At 57.4% G+C, this 17,468-nt stretch carries 16 protein-coding genes; 3 read left to right on the top strand and 13 right to left on the bottom strand.

The annotated features are described in order from the left end of the window. Positions 1 to 3: 3 nt before the first annotated feature. Positions 4 to 1,047 (bottom strand): GMP reductase, encoded by a 1,044-nt coding sequence (locus BHE81_RS01140; protein WP_004145938.1) that lies wholly within the window; start codon positions 1,045 to 1,047, stop codon positions 4 to 6. A gap of 343 nt (positions 1,048 to 1,390) precedes the next feature. Here BHE81_RS01140 and coaE point away from each other — a divergent pair, with 343 nt between their 5' ends. From coaE to yacG, 3 genes are read left to right on the top strand one after another with little or no spacing between them, the layout of a single operon-like run. Continuing rightward, positions 1,391 to 2,011 (top strand): dephospho-CoA kinase, encoded by a 621-nt coding sequence (gene coaE / locus BHE81_RS01135; RefSeq protein ID WP_004145940.1) that lies wholly within the window; start codon positions 1,391 to 1,393, stop codon positions 2,009 to 2,011. Then, positions 2,011 to 2,754 (top strand): cell division protein ZapD, encoded by a 744-nt coding sequence (gene zapD / locus BHE81_RS01130; protein WP_023302307.1) that lies wholly within the window; start codon positions 2,011 to 2,013, stop codon positions 2,752 to 2,754. The genes coaE and zapD overlap by 1 nt, the downstream gene beginning before the upstream one ends. A gap of 9 nt (positions 2,755 to 2,763) precedes the next feature. Then, positions 2,764 to 2,958 carry a DNA gyrase inhibitor YacG gene (gene yacG, locus BHE81_RS01125; RefSeq protein ID WP_002888644.1) on the top strand — a complete coding sequence of 65 codons (195 nt, stop codon included), beginning with the start codon at positions 2,764 to 2,766 and terminating at the stop codon, positions 2,956 to 2,958. 52 nt (positions 2,959 to 3,010) lie between these two features. Here yacG and mutT read toward each other — a convergent pair whose 3' ends face one another. The 12 genes from mutT to murD all read right to left on the bottom strand — a co-directional run bounded on the left by mutT (position 3,011) and on the right by murD (position 17,466). Next, positions 3,011 to 3,403, bottom strand: a complete 393-nt coding sequence (mutT, locus tag BHE81_RS01120) for an 8-oxo-dGTP diphosphatase MutT (protein ID WP_004145942.1) — start codon at positions 3,401 to 3,403, stop codon at positions 3,011 to 3,013. Positions 3,404 to 3,461: 58 nt separating this feature from the next. After that, entirely contained in the window at positions 3,462 to 6,167 is a 2,706-nt protein-coding gene (gene secA, locus BHE81_RS01115) for a preprotein translocase subunit SecA (RefSeq protein ID WP_002888638.1), read from the bottom strand. Between the two features lie 62 nt (positions 6,168 to 6,229). After that, positions 6,230 to 6,727: a secA translation cis-regulator SecM gene (gene secM / locus BHE81_RS01110; protein ID WP_002888635.1), complete on the bottom strand. Its 498-nt coding sequence runs from the start codon at positions 6,725 to 6,727 to the stop codon at positions 6,230 to 6,232. Between the two features lie 322 nt (positions 6,728 to 7,049). Beyond that, a complete protein-coding gene (gene lpxC, locus BHE81_RS01105; RefSeq protein ID WP_002888632.1) occupies positions 7,050 to 7,967 on the bottom strand; it encodes a UDP-3-O-acyl-N-acetylglucosamine deacetylase in 918 nt (305 codons plus the stop codon). 100 nt (positions 7,968 to 8,067) lie between these two features. Continuing rightward, a complete protein-coding gene (gene ftsZ, locus BHE81_RS01100; protein ID WP_002888628.1) occupies positions 8,068 to 9,219 on the bottom strand; it encodes a cell division protein FtsZ in 1,152 nt (383 codons plus the stop codon). A 62-nt stretch (positions 9,220 to 9,281) separates the two neighbouring features. Continuing rightward, the gene (gene ftsA, locus BHE81_RS01095; protein WP_002888625.1) at positions 9,282 to 10,544 is read right to left on the bottom strand and encodes a cell division protein FtsA; all 1,263 of its coding nucleotides are present in this window, start codon (positions 10,542 to 10,544) and stop codon (positions 9,282 to 9,284) included. Further along, a complete protein-coding gene (ftsQ, locus tag BHE81_RS01090) occupies positions 10,541 to 11,371 on the bottom strand; it encodes a cell division protein FtsQ (RefSeq protein WP_002888624.1) in 831 nt (276 codons plus the stop codon). Before ftsQ ends, ftsA begins: the two co-directional genes overlap by 4 nt. Position 11,372: 1 nt before the next feature. Beyond that, positions 11,373 to 12,293, bottom strand: coding sequence for a D-alanine--D-alanine ligase (locus BHE81_RS01085; RefSeq protein WP_002888623.1), 921 nt, complete (start codon positions 12,291 to 12,293; stop codon positions 11,373 to 11,375). Beyond that, entirely contained in the window at positions 12,286 to 13,761 is a 1,476-nt protein-coding gene (murC, locus tag BHE81_RS01080; RefSeq protein WP_004145947.1) for a UDP-N-acetylmuramate--L-alanine ligase, read from the bottom strand. Before murC ends, BHE81_RS01085 begins: the two co-directional genes overlap by 8 nt. Before the next feature lie 47 nt (positions 13,762 to 13,808). Continuing rightward, complete coding sequence (murG, locus tag BHE81_RS01075; RefSeq protein WP_002888566.1) at positions 13,809 to 14,879, bottom strand: undecaprenyldiphospho-muramoylpentapeptide beta-N-acetylglucosaminyltransferase; 1,071 nt, start codon at positions 14,877 to 14,879, stop codon at positions 13,809 to 13,811. Next, positions 14,876 to 16,150, bottom strand: coding sequence for a cell division protein FtsW (gene ftsW, locus BHE81_RS01070; RefSeq protein ID WP_002888565.1), 1,275 nt, complete (start codon positions 16,148 to 16,150; stop codon positions 14,876 to 14,878). Before ftsW ends, murG begins: the two co-directional genes overlap by 4 nt. Then, the gene (gene murD / locus BHE81_RS01065; RefSeq protein ID WP_020802810.1) at positions 16,150 to 17,466 is read right to left on the bottom strand and encodes a UDP-N-acetylmuramoyl-L-alanine--D-glutamate ligase; all 1,317 of its coding nucleotides are present in this window, start codon (positions 17,464 to 17,466) and stop codon (positions 16,150 to 16,152) included. Before murD ends, ftsW begins: the two co-directional genes overlap by 1 nt. Between the last annotated feature and the right edge of the window lie 2 nt (positions 17,467 to 17,468).

Raw genomic sequence — 17,468 nt, 5'->3', positions numbered from 1 at the left:
CGATTACAGGCTATTGAATACCCGGTTCTCTTGTTCCTGAACGCGGATAAAGGTCGTACGCTTGGTCAGCTCTTTCAGACGCGAGGCGCCAACGTAGGTGCAGGCAGAACGCAGGCCGCCGAGAATATCACGTGCGGTATTCTCCACCGGTCCACGCAAAGGCAGCTTAACGGTTTTGCCTTCCGCCGCGCGGTATTTCGCGACACCGCCCACATGGCGGGTCATCGCCGACTCGGAGCTCATGCCGTAGAACAGCATGAATTTCTCTCCGTTCTCTTCAACGATGGTTCCGCCGCTCTCTTCATGGCCCGCCAGCATGCCGCCAAGCATCACGAAATCAGCGCCGCCGCCGAAGGCTTTCGCCACATCGCCCGGCATGGTGCAACCGCCGTCGCTGATGATCTGGCCGCCAAGGCCGTGCGCCGCATCGGCACACTCAATCACGGCGGAGAGCTGCGGATAGCCGACCCCGGTCTTAACGCGGGTGGTGCAGACGGATCCCGGGCCGATGCCAACTTTGACGATATCGGCGCCGGAGAGGATCAGCTCTTCGCACATTTCACCGGTGACCACGTTCCCGGCGATGATAGTTTTTTGCGGCCAGGCTTCGCGCGCCTTCGCCACGAACTGTACAAAGTGCTCAGAGTAGCCGTTGGCGACGTCGATACACACAAAATTCAGCTGTGGGTTCTGAGAGAGGATCTGCTGGGTTTTTTCGAAATCCGCATCGGACGTGCCGGTGGAAACCATCACATGCTTGAGTACGTCTGCGGATGCGCCCTGGGTAAACGCCAACCATTCTTCAGCGGTGTAGTGCTTATGTACCGCGGTCAGAATACCAAAAGTGGCCAGCGCTTTAGCCATGCTGAAGGTGCCGACGGTATCCATGTTAGCCGCAATAATCGGCACGCCGGACCAGGTCAGGCCTGAATGTTTAAAGGTGAATTCACGTTCCAGCTCAACATCAGAACGGCTTTTGAGGGTAGAGCGTTTCGGGCGGATAAGAACGTCTTTGAAACCAAGCTTCAGATCTTCTTCAATACGCATGTGCGAATTCCTGGGGTTAATGGCATGAATGTGAGAGCACAACTCCAGTGACGTTATCATACGCGCGAATCAGGCCCGCGCAAGACTGCGATTTTCACTTTTTTTACGCTACAATCGTATAAATTTACCTGGTGAATGGAGAAAAAGGCGCCTATGCCTTCCCCTGCCGGAGTATTGTTTTTAACCATTTGATTTGCTTGATTAAAACAAACAGTATAGCGGACGGCGATCCCGGTTGGCGCGGGGCCCTCACGACATGCTCACTGTCGCCTCCCCGGCGCGCTGCCAGTCATCGCTGTCTGCCTGCAAAAAATACGAGCAATCCGTTTCAGGGTCAGAAGATATGGGGTACACAGTCGCGTTAACAGGCGGGATCGGCAGCGGTAAAAGTACGGTCGCCGACGCCTTCGCGCAGCTTGGGGTTAAGGTTATCGATGCCGATGTTATCGCCCGTCAGGTGGTCGAGCCCGGTACCCCGGCGCTCCAGGCCATTGTCGGCCACTTCGGACCACAGATGATTGCCCCCGACGGCACGCTGAACCGCCGCCTGCTGCGGGAAAAAATTTTTGCTCACGTGGAGGAAAAAGCCTGGCTCAATGCGCTGTTGCACCCGCTGATTCAGCAGGAAACGCGCCGCCAGATGCAGGCCGCCACCTCCCCTTATCTCCTCTGGGTCGTACCTTTGCTGGTCGAAAACCGCCTGTCCAGTCTGGCCGATCGCGTACTGGTCGTCGATGTGCCGAAAGAGACGCAAATCGAACGCACCATGCTGCGCGATAAGGTCAGCCGCGAACATGCTGAACATATTCTTGCCGCCCAGGCCACGCGCCAGCAGCGCCTGGCCGTCGCGGACGATGTTATTGAAAACACTGGCACGCCGGATGCAGTGGCATCGGATGTTGCCCGCCTGCACGAAAAGTATTTAACGCTGGCATCGCAGGCCGCCTCACAGGAAAACTCGTAATGCATACCCCCGTTCTGTTTGAACATCCTCTTAATGAGAAAATGCGCACCTGGCTGCGCATCGAATTTCTGATCCAGCAGATGGCTTTCCATCCGCAGATTGCCAGCCATGCCGATGCGCTCCATTTTTTCCGTAACGCCGGCGATCTGCTGGATGTCCTGGAGCGCGGCGAGGTGCGCACTGACCTGGTTAAAGAGCTGGAACGCCAGCAGCGTAAGCTCCAGTCATGGGCAGAAGTGCCGGGCGTCGATCAGGAGCGCATTAACGAGCTGCGCCACCAGTTGAAGCAGTCCTCCAGCACCCTGATGGCCGCGCCGCGCATTGGTCAGTTTCTGCGTGAAGATCGCCTGATTGCGCTGGTGCGTCAGCGCCTGAGTATTCCTGGCGGCTGCTGCAGCTTCGATTTACCGACCCTGCATATCTGGCTCCATATGCCACAGGCGCATCGCGACGAGCAGGTGGCCAGCTGGCTTGCCAGCCTCGATCCGCTGGTCCAGTCCCTGAGCCTGATCCTCCAACTTATCCGCAACTCCGCGCTGTTCCGCAAACAGACCAGCCTCAACGGCTTTTATCAGGATAATGGCGAAGATGCCGATCTGCTGCGCCTGCGTCTCGATCTGGCTCACCAGCTTTATCCGCAAATTTCCGGCCATAAGAGCCGTTTCGCCATCCGTTTCCTGGCGCTGGACAGTGAATATGGGATCGTGCCGGAGCGCTTTGATTTTGAACTGGCCTGCTGTTAAGGAGATAACATGTCAGAAGAGACTATCGTCAACTGCCCGACCTGCGGCAAAACTGTGGTGTGGGGCGAGCAGAGTCCGTTTCGTCCGTTCTGTAGCAAGCGCTGCCAACTGATCGATCTGGGAGAATGGGCTGCGGAAGAGAAGCGCATCCCCAGCGCGGGGGATCTCTCCGATAGCGATGACTGGAGCGAGCAGCAACCCTGATTTGATGGCAAGCTAACCCGGCGCCTGGCGGGTTAGCCTCGCGACCCGGGGCTCAGCCCTGGGCGATAAGTTTGCTGATAACCGGTTCATTCGCCGGAGGAAAAGCCGCCGGATCCAACGTTGGTCCCGCCATCCACCGACCCGGCTGCCCTTCTTTACCCCACGGCTCGCCTTGCCAACTTTCCACGAGGAAAAACCACAGCGTAATATGGCGATCGGGGAACTGATACTCCAGCTTATCAAAGAGCGAAGAGGTGGTGACCGTAATCCCAACCTCCTCCTGCAGTTCGCGGATTAGCGCCTGCTCAGGCGTCTCATCAGATTCAATCTTCCCGCCCGGGAACTCCAGCTTATTCGCCATATGGGCATCGGCGGCGCGCTGGGTAATAAAGATTTCGCCTTGCGGATTGCGAATTATCCCGACGGCGATTTGCAGTTTTTTCATTGAATGCGCTCCATAAAAAAGGCGCAGAACTCTGCGCCTTTGTTTGTTTTATCAGACCTTAGCTCAGACGGCCGTGGCACTGTTTGTACTTTTTGCCGGAGCCGCACGGGCACGGATCGTTACGGCCCACTTTACGTTCGCCGGTTTGCGCCGCCAGATCCTGGGCTGCGGCTTCATCATCGCTCTGATGGCTGAGCTGCTGCATCTGCGCCAGGCGCTCGGCCTCTTCACGACGCTGCTGTTCCATCGCCTCGACTTCTTCCGGCATCCGCACCTGGACTTTGCTCAGGGTGCTGATCACTTCATACTTCAGTGACTCCAGCATCGCGGCAAACATCGAGAACGATTCGCGCTTGTACTCCTGCTTCGGATCTTTCTGCGCATAGCCGCGCAGGTGGATACCCTGGCGCAGGTAATCCATCGCCGCCAGGTGCTCTTTCCACAGCGAATCCAGAGTCTGCAGCATCACGCCTTTCTCGAAGTGGCGCATCATCTCGGCGCCGACCACTTCTTCTTTACGCTGGTAGGTTTCTACCGCGCTCTGCAGAATACGTTCGCGCAGGGTCTCTTCATGCAGCTCCGGCTCTTTATCCAGCCACTCTTTGATTGGCAGGTCGAGGTCGAAGTCGTTTTTCAGACGCTCCTGCAGACCTTCGATATCCCACATCTCCTCCAGCGACTGCGGCGGAATATGGGCATCGATCGTCGCCTTAAAGACGTCTTCGCGGATGCTGTTGATGGTTTCGCTGACGTCAGACACGTCCAGCAGCTCGTTACGCTGGGTGTAGATCGCCCGGCGCTGGTCGTTGGCCACATCATCATATTCCAGCAGCTGCTTACGGATATCGAAGTTACGGCTTTCCACTTTACGCTGGGCGTTGGCGATCGCCTTGGTGACCCACGGGTGCTCAATCGCCTCACCTGGTTTCATTCCCAGTTTACGCATCATGCCAGACACGCGATCGGAGGCGAAGATACGCATCAGGGCATCTTCCATTGACAGGTAGAAGCGGGAAGAACCGGCATCCCCCTGACGACCAGCACGGCCGCGCAGCTGGTTATCGATACGGCGAGATTCATGACGCTCGGTACCGATGATGTGCAGACCGCCTGCGGCCAGTACCGCATCGTGGCGTACCTGCCAGTCGGCTTTGATTTTCTCAATCTGCTCTGGCGTTGGGTTTTCCAGCGCAGCGACTTCCGCCTGCCAGCTACCGCCGAGCATAATATCGGTACCACGACCCGCCATGTTGGTGGCGATGGTCACCGCGGAAGGGTAGCCCGCCTGGGCGACGATATCCGCCTCGCTGGCGTGGAATTTGGCGTTCAGGACGTTGTGCTTGATGCCGGCTTTAGTCAGTTCGCGGGAAACCACTTCAGATTTTTCGATCGAGATAGTCCCCACCAGCACCGGCTGACCGGCAGCGGTACGAGTTTTGATATCTTCGATAATTGCCTGAATTTTTTCCGCTTCGGTCATATAGACCAGATCCGCCATGTCTTTACGGATCATCGGACGGTTGGTCGGTACAACCACGGTATCCAGCTTATAGATAGAGCTGAATTCAAAGGCTTCGGTATCGGCTGTACCGGTCATCCCCGCCAGCTTCTCGTACAGACGGAAGTAGTTCTGGAAGGTGATAGAGGCCAGAGTCTGGTTCTCGTTTTGGATCTCCACGCCCTCTTTGGCCTCAACGGCCTGGTGCAGACCATCGGACCAGCGGCGGCCCTGCATCGTACGGCCAGTGTGCTCATCGACGATGATAACTTCGCCATCTTTGACAATGTAGTCAACGTCGCGGGTGAACAGCGCATGGGCGCGCAGCGCGGCGGTAACGTGGTGCATCAGCATAATGTTGGTTGGAGAGTACAGGGACTCACCTTCATCCATAATGCCTTCCTGTACCAGCAGCTCTTCAATCAGCACCAGACCACGTTCGGTCAGGTTAACCTGACGCGCTTTTTCATCCACCGAGAAGTGGCCTTCGCCAGTGAAAGTATCCGAATCCTCTTTTTCCTGGCGGATCAGATGCGGGATGATTTTGTTTACCTTGCGGTACATTTCAGAGCTGTCTTCCGCCGGGCCGGAAATGATCAGCGGCGTACGCGCCTCATCGATCAGGATGGAGTCCACCTCATCCACCAGCGCATAGTGCAGTTTACGCTGAACGCGCTCTTCCGGGCTGAAGGCCATGTTGTCGCGCAGGTAGTCGAAGCCGTATTCGTTGTTGGTGCCATAGGTGATATCGGCAGCGTAAGCTTCACGCTTCGCCGGCGCCGGCAGGCCGGACATGTTGATGCCAACTGTCATGCCCAGGAATTCAAACAGCGGGCGGTTATTTTCGGCGTCACGCTGGGCCAGATAGTCGTTGACGGTCACTACGTGAACGCCTTTGCCGGTTAGCGCGTTGAGGTACGCCGGCAGGGTCGCGGTCAGGGTTTTACCTTCACCGGTACGCATCTCGGCGATGCAGCGATCGTTAAGCACCATACCGCCCAGCAGCTGGACGTCGAAGTGGCGCATGCCGAATACGCGCTTACTGGCTTCGCGAACGACGGCGAAAGCTTCAGGGATCAGGCTTTCCAGCGTTTCGCCTTTTTCCAGGCGCGCGCGGAATTCAGCGGTTTTCGCTTTCAGCTCGTCATCAGAGAGTTTTTCCATCGCCGGTTCCATGCCGTTGATGATATTGACGACTTTGCGCATACGACGCAGCGTACGGTCGTTACGGCTGCCGAAAACCTTGGTTAACATTTTGATAAGCATAATAAAATCTCAAACGCCCCGCGGTGCGGAGTCACAAAAAATAGGATGGTCCGTGGTTATTTTCAGCTGAGACGTTGAGGCCCTGCGCGGATCCCCGCCACCTGGCTTATCCAGGCGCTGACGCGGAAGGCAGAATATGAAGAAGGGATGTAACCCGCCTGGCGGATCACCACCGGCGGCGTGCTGTCCTGCGTCAGCAGCGCGCTGAGGGTGTCGAGCAGCGCCAGATGCTGAGCCTGCAGCGGGGAAGTTTCTTCCGCCACCGGCAGCGCCTGCGGCGCCATGGCGAAGGAGAGATGACGAATAACGGTGCGAATGGCGTGCTGATGCCAGTAGTCGACGGTAAAGCTGGGCCGGCGATTCGTCTCCAGCAGCGCCAGCTGAGAGAAATTAACCTTGCTCGGATTGTGATTGCTGGCGGTCGCCTTCGCTGGCGCCGCGGTCTCGTGACCGTTGCTTAGCGCAGGCAGGCCGAGGCTGGCCGCGACCATCCCCAACAGGAGATGCGGCCAAAAATACCGTCTGCCAAACTGTCGCCAGCGCGTCAGCAATCCACTCACGTTCATTACCTTTCTTTGCTAGACCCGTCGTCGTTCAGGCTGTCTCTTTATTGATGTTTTTCGCAGGACAACCTGATGTCCACGGGGTAAAGCAACCCTGAGAAATAATTTTGCGCTCAAATACTAACATTAATACCGGCCTGAGGCAGCATGAATGAAGGCGATTGCCCGGCGAAAACGCTTAATAAAGCAGCGAACGCACGCTAATTATTATCCAGGGATCGCAGCGAAAATAACTGGAGGGTGCTATAAAAGAAAAACGACTGGCTCCCTGGTCGGAGAGAGTACCAGGTTACCAGTCGAATTTACTGAATGGTCAGGCTTACGCCAGAACCATCGACGGTGCGCGGAACGCCATTGGCAGTTTTGCGTCGTCTTCGAAGGTCACATACTCCCAGGCTTCCTGTTTTGCCAGAACCGCCTGCAGCAGTTTGTTGTTCAACGCGTGACCCGATTTGTACGCCGTGAATGCGCCGATAATGTTGTGACCACACATAAACAGGTCACCGATCGCATCCAGCATTTTGTGGCGAACAAATTCGTCTTCAAAGCGCAGACCGTCTTCGTTCAGTACGCGATAATCGTCAACAACGATGGCACAATCGAAGCTGCCGCCCAGGCACAGGCCGCGGGACTGCAGATATTCGATATCGCGCATAAAACCGAAGGTACGCGCACGGCTAATCTGACGCATGAACGCATCGGCCGAGAAGTTCAGCGTATAGCGCTGGGTGCTGGCATCAATCGCTGGATGGTTAAAATCGATGGTGAAGTCCAGCGAAAAACCATTGTACGGTTTGAATTCAGCCCATTTGTCGCCATCTTCGACGCGAACCGTCTCTTTGATACGTACAAATTTCTTGGCGCAGTTCAGTTCATCAATGCCGGCGTCCAGCAACAGATAAACGAACGGAGCCGCACTGCCGTCCATAATCGGGATTTCCGGCGCATCGACTTCAACAATAATGTTGTCGATACCCAGGCCAGCCAATGCGGCGTTCAGGTGTTCAACCGTAGAAATCCGCACGTCATGCTCATTAACCAGGCAAGTACAGAGCATGGTATCACGCACAGATTTGGCATCAGCCGGAAAATCTACCGGTGGATTCAAGTCGGTGCGACGATAGATGACCCCGGTATTTGCCGGCGCAGGGCGTAACGTCAGTGTGACTTTCTTGCCGGTATGCAAACCGACGCCAGTCGCCTGAACGATACGTTTAAGAGTCCTTTGTTTGATCATCGTATAATCTCGCCAATTTACCTATCCAACCGAAGTGTACACCACTATCGGGAGGCCAGTTTAGCACAAAGAGCGCAGATGCCCAACTTCCAGTCGATTCTTAATCGGCTTGCTTACGCAGGAAGGCTGGGATATCCAGATAATCCGGCTCTTTCGCGGTTTGCGGCGTATTGTCGTTCACCACTTTGGCTGCCGGCTTCTGCTCTTGCGTCAGCGGCGACATACCATGCTGCTGGTAACGATCCATCACCGGCTGCTGAACCTGCTTGTTGGTTACCAGGGTGATTTCCGGACGCTTATCCATGCCAATACCGGTCGCCACTACGGTCACGCGCAGCTCGTCGTTCATATCCGGGTCCAGAGAGGTACCGATAACTACGGTCGCATTATCCGAGGCAAAAGCACGGATGGTGTTACCCACAGTTTCGAACTCGTCCAGACGCAGGTCGAAGCCCGCAGTAATGTTGACCAGCACGCCGCGCGCGCCTGACAGGTCGATATCTTCCAGCAGCGGAGAAGAGATAGCCATTTCAGCCGCCTCTTCCGCACGGTCTTCACCGCTCGCCACCCCGGAGCCCATCATCGCGTAGCCCATTTCAGACATCACGGTACGGACGTCTGCGAAGTCGACGTTCATCAGACCCGGACGGGTGATCAGTTCGGCGATACCCTGCACCGCGCCTTTCAGGACGTCGTTTGCCGCGCCGAATGCGTCGAGCAGGGAAATTCCACGACCCAGGACCTTCAGCAGCTTGTCGTTCGGGATGGTGATCAGTGAGTCAACATGCTTGGACAGCTCGGTGATCCCCTGCTCAGCGAACGCCATGCGCTTCTTACCTTCAAAATTAAACGGCTTAGTGACCACCGCAACGGTGAGGATCCCCAGATCCTTCGCCACTTCCGCGACTACGGGCGCCGCGCCGGTACCGGTACCGCCGCCCATGCCTGCCGCGATGAACACCATGTCTGCGCCATCAAGGGCTGCGCGCAGCGCTTCACGGTCTTCATCAGCCGCGTTACGGCCGACTTCCGGGTTCGCGCCCGCGCCCAGACCTTTGGTAATACCGCTACCGATCTGGATAGTCTGGCCAACCGCCGTCTTACGCAGCGCCTGCGCATCGGTGTTTACCGCGAAGAATTCAACACCCTCAATGCGCTCGCGCACCATGTGTTCAACGGCGTTACCGCCGCCGCCACCGACGCCGATGACTTTAATCACCGCGTCGTTGGTCAGTTCCATAGGTTCAAACATAGTTTCTCTCCGTCTTGTGCCTGTCGCCTGAGAACGCTAATTGTCTGCGTTCTCTTAAAAAATTAAAACTCTTTTCGCAGCCAGCTGTTGAGTCGCTTAATCCACGAGCCCACTGAGGCCGTCACGCGTTTTTCTACTTCCGCTTCACCACTGAGATGTGACTCTTTTCCGTAGTGCAGCAGCCCCACCGCCGTTGAATAATACGGCTCCTGGGCATAGTCGGTTAAACCGGTGATGTTCAGCGGCGCGCCAATGCGCACCTGAGTATGGAACACGCGCTGCGCACAGGCCGCCAGACCTTCAATTTGCGCCGCGCCGCCGGTTAACACAATCCCCGCCGCCAGATGATGTTTAACACCCTGCTGGCGGAGCTGTTCCTGCAGCTGCAGGATCTCTTCATTGACCAGGTTAAGCAGCTCGGTATAGCGCGGTTCAATCACCTCTGCCAACGTCTGACGCTGCAGGCTACGCGGAGGACGTCCACCAACGCTCGGTACTTCGACGTTTTCGTCTTTACCGACGATGGAACCCAATGCGCATCCGTGACGAACCTTGATGGCTTCGGCATCGCTCGGCGGCGTACCGAAGGCATAGGCGATATCGCTGGTCACCACGTTACCGGCATACGGGATCACTTTGGTGTGACGCAATGCGCCGCCGGTGTAGACGGCGATATCCATTGTACCACCGCCGATATCCACAACGCAGACGCCCAGCTCACGTTCGTCTTCTGTTAATACCGAATAACTGGCCGCTAACCCGGCGAAAATAAGTTGGTCAACTTTCAGACCACAACGTTCCACTGCTTTAACAATGTTTTTTGCCATATCGTTATGGCAGGTGATCAGATGCACCTTCGCCTGCATACGCACGCCGGACAGCCCTACCGGGTTTTTAATCCCTTCCTGGTAGTCGATAGCATATTCCTGCGGAATCACGTGCAGGACACGATGTTCATCGCGAACGCGAACCGACTTCGCGGTGTGGACCACGTTCTCGACGTCGTCCTGCGTCACTTCTTCTTCCGAAATCGGTACCATCCCGATTTCATTCTGACAGCTTATATGTTTACCCGAAAGTGCCAAATAAACTGATGAAATCTGGCAATCCGCCATCAGTTCGGCCTGGTCGATGGCGCGCTGTACGCATTTCACCACCGACTCGAGGTCGTTCACACCGCCTTTATCCATACCACGCGATGGGCAACTGCCCACGCCGATGATATTGATCATGCCGTCGGGCAGAACTTCCCCTACTAAAGCGGCCACCTTGGCGGTGCCAATCTCCAGTCCAACTACCAGTTTTCTGTCCGTCGCCTTGATCATTGTTGTTCTGCCTGTGCCTGATTCTGTTGTTGATTAGTTTCCTCTGCGGGAGCAGGTACCCAGCCCACTGCCGCACCCGAGTCATAACGCAAATCAACGTAGCTAATCCGTTTGCCGTCGGTCTGCGCCTGCTGCTGAAGAACCGGGTAGAGTTCCATAAAGCGCTGAAGCCGTTTCATGGTATCGCCACGGCCAAGGTTGAGCTTGATGTCATTATTAAGCGTCAACTGCCAGGAGCGACGGGCGGTCATCGCCGCCACTTTCAACGTGAATTTATCCTTTGCCAGCACCTGCCCCATGTCACGATACCCCTGCAGCACTTCGTTCTCGCTGCCTTCGGGACCGTATAACATCGGTAAATTCTGTTTGCTGGTGCGATCCGCCGGCACGCTGAAGGCATTTCCTTCTGCATCCACCATATGTTGATCATTCCAGCGCGCAATCGGCACATATTCAACCAGATGAATCTTCAATTCATCGGGCCACTGCTTTCGGACGCTCGCCTGCTTAATCCACGGCAGACGTTCAATCTGGCTCTGGATGATGTTCACATCCTGAGTCATAAAGGTACCCGGCGAACCCAGCGCCAGGATCGCCTGACGGATGTCATCATTGCGCGTATAGTGACGCTCGCCGGTCACCACCATCTTCGACAGCGGTAAGCGCTGCGCATCTTCCATCCAGCCAAGAACCATCCACCCGCTGACCAGCACGGTAAACAGCACCGCCAGCAGGAAAACGATCCCTGCCAGCCGCGTTCCATTACTCCGACGCGAAGAAGAAGCCTCTTCTTCATGGTTCCGCGTATTCAGCGCAGCCTGCGACATATCACCCCGCCAGGTCCAGAATTCGTACAACAAGCTGGGAGAAGCTCATTCCTGCCTGACGCGCCGCCATTGGCACAAGGCTATGGCTGGTCATGCCCGGGGAAGTATTCGCTTCCAGCAGATAAAACTGGCCATCGCTGTCCAGCATCACGTCAATACGGCCCCAGCCTTTGCAACCCAGAACATTCCAGGCTTTAAGCACCAGGTTCTGAATAGCTGACTCACGCGCGGGATCTTCAAATCCTGGGCAGAAATATTGCGTCTCATCAGAGAGATACTTCGCCTCATAATCATAGAAGGTTCCCGCGGCCTGGATACGTATTGACGGTAAAATTTCTTCACCGACTATGGCGACGGTAAATTCCGGTCCACTGAGCCATTTTTCGACCAAAACTTCATCATCATGCTGAAAAGCCAACGCCAATGCGCTCGCTAAATCACAACTTTCGCTGACTTTCGACATCCCGACGCTGGAGCCTTCACGGCTCGGCTTGATGATGACCGGCAGACCCAGCGCCGCAATTTGCTGTTCGACGTCAGTAGACAGCCCGGCGGCAAACTGGGCGCGGGTCAGCGCCACCCACGGCGCGACCGGTAATCCGGCGCCCTGCCACAGCCACTTGCTGCGCAGTTTATCCATTGAAATCGCCGAAGCCATCACGCCGCTGCCGGTATAAGGCAGCTGGATTAACTCCAGCAGCCCCTGCAGAGTGCCATCTTCCCCGCCGCGGCCGTGGAGGGCAATAAACGCTTTCTTAAAGCCCTGCTTTTTTAGCTGGGTAATATCAACATCGCGCGGGTCGACCGGATGGGCGTCCACCCCGCCTTCACGCAGCCCGGCCAGCACCGCCGCGCCTGAATTCAGCGACACTTCACGTTCAGCGGAGGTTCCACCGAAAAGCACCGCGATTTTATCAGCCATGGCGCTCCTCCTCCGTTTTTTGCGGGATCAGTTTGATTTCAGCCAGGTGGCGGGCGATTTTACCGATGTTACCGGCGCCCTGCACCAGTACTAAATCGTTGCCGGTCAGGACTGACGCCAGCATCTCCGCGGCCTGGGCCGAATCGGGCACCAGGATCGGATCCACTTTCCCGCGGCCGCGAATGGTGCGGCACAGCGAGCGGCTGTCGGCGCCCGGGATCGGCGCTTCGCCCGCCGGATAGACGTCCAGCATCAGCAGGGCATCCACCTGGGTCAGCACGTTGGCAAAATCATCATACAGATCGCGGGTACGGGTATAACGGTGCGGCTGGAATACCATCACCAGGTTTTTATCCGGCCAGCCGGCGCGCGCTGCTTTAATGGTGGCGTCCACTTCCGTCGGGTGGTGACCGTAATCATCGATCAGCATCGCGCTGCCCGGTTTGCCGTTGACTTCGGCCAGCGGAAACTCGCCAAGAAAATCAAAGCGGCGTCCAGTTCCCTGGAAGCTCTCCAGTGCGCGCAGAATAGCCCGATCGTCAATCCCCTCTTCCGTCGCCACGGCGACGGCCGCCGCCGCGTTCAGCGCGTTATGGCGTCCCGGGGCATTGAGCGTCACCTGCAGGATCGCTTTATCCTGGCGCACCAGGCGGAAATGCCCCTGCGCCCCAACCTGACGATAGTCCTCGACGCGTACGTCGGCGTCGTCGCTAAAACCGTAGGTGGTGATCTGCCGGCCAACGCGCGGCAGCAGTTCCCGGATCACCGGATCGTCCACGCACATCACCGCGCGTCCGTAGAACGGCAGGTTGTGCAGGAAGTTGATAAAGGTCTGCTTCAGATTCTCAAAGTCGCCATGGTAGGTATCCATGTGATCGGCTTCGATGTTGGTGACAATGGCCACCATCGGCTGCAGATGCAGAAACGACGCGTCGCTCTCATCCGCTTCCGCGATGAGGTAACGGCTATGGCCAAGACGGGCATGTACGCCCGCCGCTTTTACCAGTCCGCCGTTGACGAAGGTCGGATCCAGCCCGGCCTCGGCGTAAATGCTGGATACCATCGCGGTGGTGGTGGTTTTGCCGTGGGTCCCGGCAATGGCGATCCCGTGGCGAAAGCGCATCAGCTCCGCCAGCATTTCGGCACGACGGATCACCGGGATACGCGCCTCATGCGCGGCAACGATTTCCGGGTTATCTGCCGAAATCGCGCTGGAAACGACAACCACGCTGGCATCACGCACGTTTTCCGGGCGATGGTTGAAATAAATGGTGGCGCCAAGCTGCGACAGCTGCTGGGTCACCGGATTCGGCGCCAGGTCGGAGCCGCTGATCTGGTAACCTTCGTTAGCCAACACTTCGGCAATACCGCCCATACCGGCACCGCCGATGCCGACAAAGTGAATGTGCCGAACGCGACGCATCTCGGGCACTATGGAACGCAGTTTTGCCAAATCTTGTGTATTCATTCTTTACGCCATCAACTTCTGTATTCGGGCGGTGAAAATCACCGCAATTAGCGCGCCAAAGCTACGGCGCTGACCTCTTCTGCTACCCGCTCGGTAGCGTCCGGAATCGAAGCGCCACGCGCTCGTTCCGCCATATCCAGCAAGGTTTCCCGATCCCAGCTCGCCAGGGTAGAGGCAACCGCCTCTACCGTGAACTCAGGCTGTTCAAGAATTTTCGCCGCGCCGGCTTTCTCCAGCGGCAGCGCATTCCAGTACTGCTGACGATCTTTGTGCTGGAACGGGACAAACAGCGCTGGTAAACCTGCGGCCGCGATTTCGCTAACCGTCAGCGCGCCGGAACGGCAAACCACAACATCTGCCCAGGCATACGCCGCGGCCATGTCATCAATAAATTCCGTCACTTTATGCTGCGGCTGTCCGGCGGCGGCATAGGCCTGCTGCACGGTTTGCTGGCCGCCTTTGCCGCTTTGATGCCAGATGGTCACCGTAGCGCCGAGCTTCGCCGCCACCTGCGGCATCGTCTGGTTCAGGACGCGCGCGCCCTGAGAGCCACCGACCACCAGCACGCGAATCGGCCCCTGACGGCCAACCAGACGCTGACCTGGCAGCGGCAACGCCAGTACATCGGTGCGCACCGGGTTCCCAACGACGTCCGCATGCGGGAACGCGCCGGGAAACGCCTGCATCACTTTCTTCGCAATCTTCGCCAGCCACTTGTTAGTCAGGCCGGCAATGCCGTTTTGCTCGTGGAGGACCACCGGGATCCCCAGCGACCACGCCGCCAGACCGCCAGGCCCGGAAACATAGCCGCCCATACCCAGCACCACGTCCGGCTGGAAACGCTTCATGATCGCCCGCGCCTGACGCCAGGCGTTAAAGATACGCACCGGCGCCAGTAGCTGCGCTTTGATACCTTTGCCACGCAGGCCGGAGATGCGGATAAAATCAATTTCGATGCCGTTTTTCGGCACTAAATCCGCTTCCATACGATCGGCGGTACCCAGCCAGCGAACCTGCCAGCCCTGGTCCATTAAATGGTGCGCGACCGCCAGTCCCGGGAACACATGCCCGCCGGTACCGCCCGCCATCACCATCAACCGCTTTTCCTGACCGCTCATCGCACACCCCGTGTAAACGCCTGGGCTTTTTCCAGACGCGTTTCATAATCAATTCGCAACAACAACATAATGGCCGTCGACATAATCAACAGACTGGAACCACCATAACTGATCAGCGGCAGCGTCAGACCTTTCGTCGGCAGCATCCCCGCCGCCGCGCCGACGTTAACTAACGCCTGGAAGCTAAACCAGATACCAATCGCACAGGCGAGGAAGCCGGAAAAGCGATGATCGATCTCCAGCGCTTTACGGCCAATCGACATGGCGCGGAAAGCGACGAAGAATACCATTAAAAGCGCCAGTACCACACCGATATAACCGAGTTCTTCGCCGATAATGGCGAAGATAAAGTCAGTGTGCGCTTCCGGTAAATACTCCAGTTTTTGCACCGAGTTGCCGAGGCCCTGCCCCCACATCTCGCCGCGGCCGAAAGCCATCAGCGACTGGGTCAGCTGGTAGCCGCTGCCGAACGGGTCTTCCCACGGGTTCCAGAAGGAGGTCACGCGGCGAATACGGTATGGTTCGGCGAGGATCAGCAGGACCACCGCCGAAATACCCATGCCGATAATGGCGATGAACTGCCACAGCTTCGCGCCAGCGAGAAACAGCATCGCCAGCGTGGTGACGAACAGGACCACCACGGTACCGAGGTCAGGCTGCGCCAGCAGCAGGATGGCCAGTACGAAAATCACGCCCATCGGTTTTAAGAAGCCGCGCAGGTTGTTACGCACTTCGTCGGCTTTACGCACCAGATAGTTGGCGATGTAGCAGAACAGCGACAGCTTGGTGAACTCCGCCGGCTGAATACGCAGCGGACCAAGGGCTATCCAGCGCGATGCGCCGTTTACCGAGCTGCCTACTACCAGTACGATCAGCAGCATGACGATCGAGGCGATCAGCATCGCGGTACTGTGGCGCTGCCAGAAATCCATCGGCAGACGTAGCGTAATCATCGCCAGCGCGAAGGCCAGCACAATGTACAGGCCGTCACGCTTGGCGAAGAGGAAAGGATCGTTCGCCAGGCGCTGTCCGACCGGCATCGACGCCGAGGTCACCATAATAAAGCCGATCGCCGCCAGGCCGAAGGTCAGCCATAGCAGCATCCGGTCATACATCACCAGACTGTCGTTATCTTTCGGGCGCGAGCCCATCACCCAGCCTTTCAGCGCAGCGAATAGCCAGGCGAAAATAAACATCCCCGGCAGTCGCGGCAGTCTCAGCCGAGGCAGGCTCAGCTGCGGCATTCTCAGGCGTGGGAGAGAGAAACGCATCAACCTAACTCCTTCGCCAGACGGGCAAACATCTCGCCCCGTTGTTCAAAGTTCTTAAACTGATCCAGGCTAGCGCAGGCCGGCGACAGGAGCACCATGTCCCCCGCTTTCACCAGGGGAGCAATCTGACGCATCGCCTGTTCCATAGTCTCAGTTTGTACCGCCACCTCAGGACGCAGCTCAGCGAGCTCGGCGCCATCGCGACCAAAGCAGTACAGGCGAATACGATCGCCGCCAAGGTAGCGCTTCAGCGGGGTAAAATCAGCGGACTTGCCGTCGCCGCCCAGCAGCAGATAGAGCGTGCCGTCCAGCTGCAGGCCGTTCAGCGCCGCCTCGGTGCTGCCGACGTTGGTCGCCTTCGAGTCGTTAATCCAGCGTACGCCGTTGTGATCCAGCACCAGCTGGAAACGGTGCGCCAGACCGGTAAAGGTGGTCAGCGCCTTCAGGCTGCTGGCCCGCGGCAGACCCGCGGCATCGGCCAGCGCCAGCGCCGCCAGGGCGTTGCTGTAGTTATGCTGACCGGTGAGAGGCATCTCTTTCACATTGAGGACTTTCTCACCTTTAACGCGCAGCCAGGTTTCGCCCTGCTGGCGGTTAAGGTGGTAGTCACCGACATCGACGCCAAAGCTAATGCAGCGTTCGTCCGCCCCGCGTACCGGCATGGTGAGCGCATCGTCCGCGTTCACCACGCAGGTCTTCGCATTCTCGTAAATCCGCAGCTTCGCCGCGCGATACTGCTGCAGCCCCAGCGGGTAGCGGTCCATATGGTCCTCAGTCACGTTGAGGATGGTTGCCGCCACCGCCTGCAGGCTGGAGGTGGTTTCCAGCTGGAAGCTGGAGAGCTCCAGCACATACAGCTCTCGATCGGTGTCCAGCAGCATCAGCGCCGGCAGGCCGATATTGCCGCCCACGCCGACGTTAACTCCAGCGGCTTTCGCCATCTCGCCCACCAGGGTAGTAACAGTGCTTTTGCCGTTAGAACCGGTAATGGCGATAATCGGCGCCTGCGCTTCGCGGCAGAACAGTTCGATATCGCCAACGATCTCTACGCCAGCGTCGGCCGCTGCGCTGAGCGAAGGATGGGCCAGCGCAATTCCCGGACTGGCGACAATCAGGTCCGCCGCCAGCAGCCAGGTATCATTGAGTCCGCCCACATGGCATTCGACCGCTTCGGGTAATTTATCCAGCCCCGGAGGCGCGACGCGGGTGTCCATCACGCGCGGGGTTACGCCGCGCGCCATGAAAAAGTCCACGCATGACAGGCCGGTCATACCCAGCCCAATAATGACGACTTTTTTACCCTGATAATCTGCCATGA

Source organism: Klebsiella sp. AqSCr (genome assembly GCF_008452795.1).
GTDB classification, from domain to species: domain Bacteria; phylum Pseudomonadota; class Gammaproteobacteria; order Enterobacterales; family Enterobacteriaceae; genus Klebsiella; species Klebsiella pneumoniae.
This window is presented reverse-complemented; position numbering and strand designations above follow the sequence as displayed.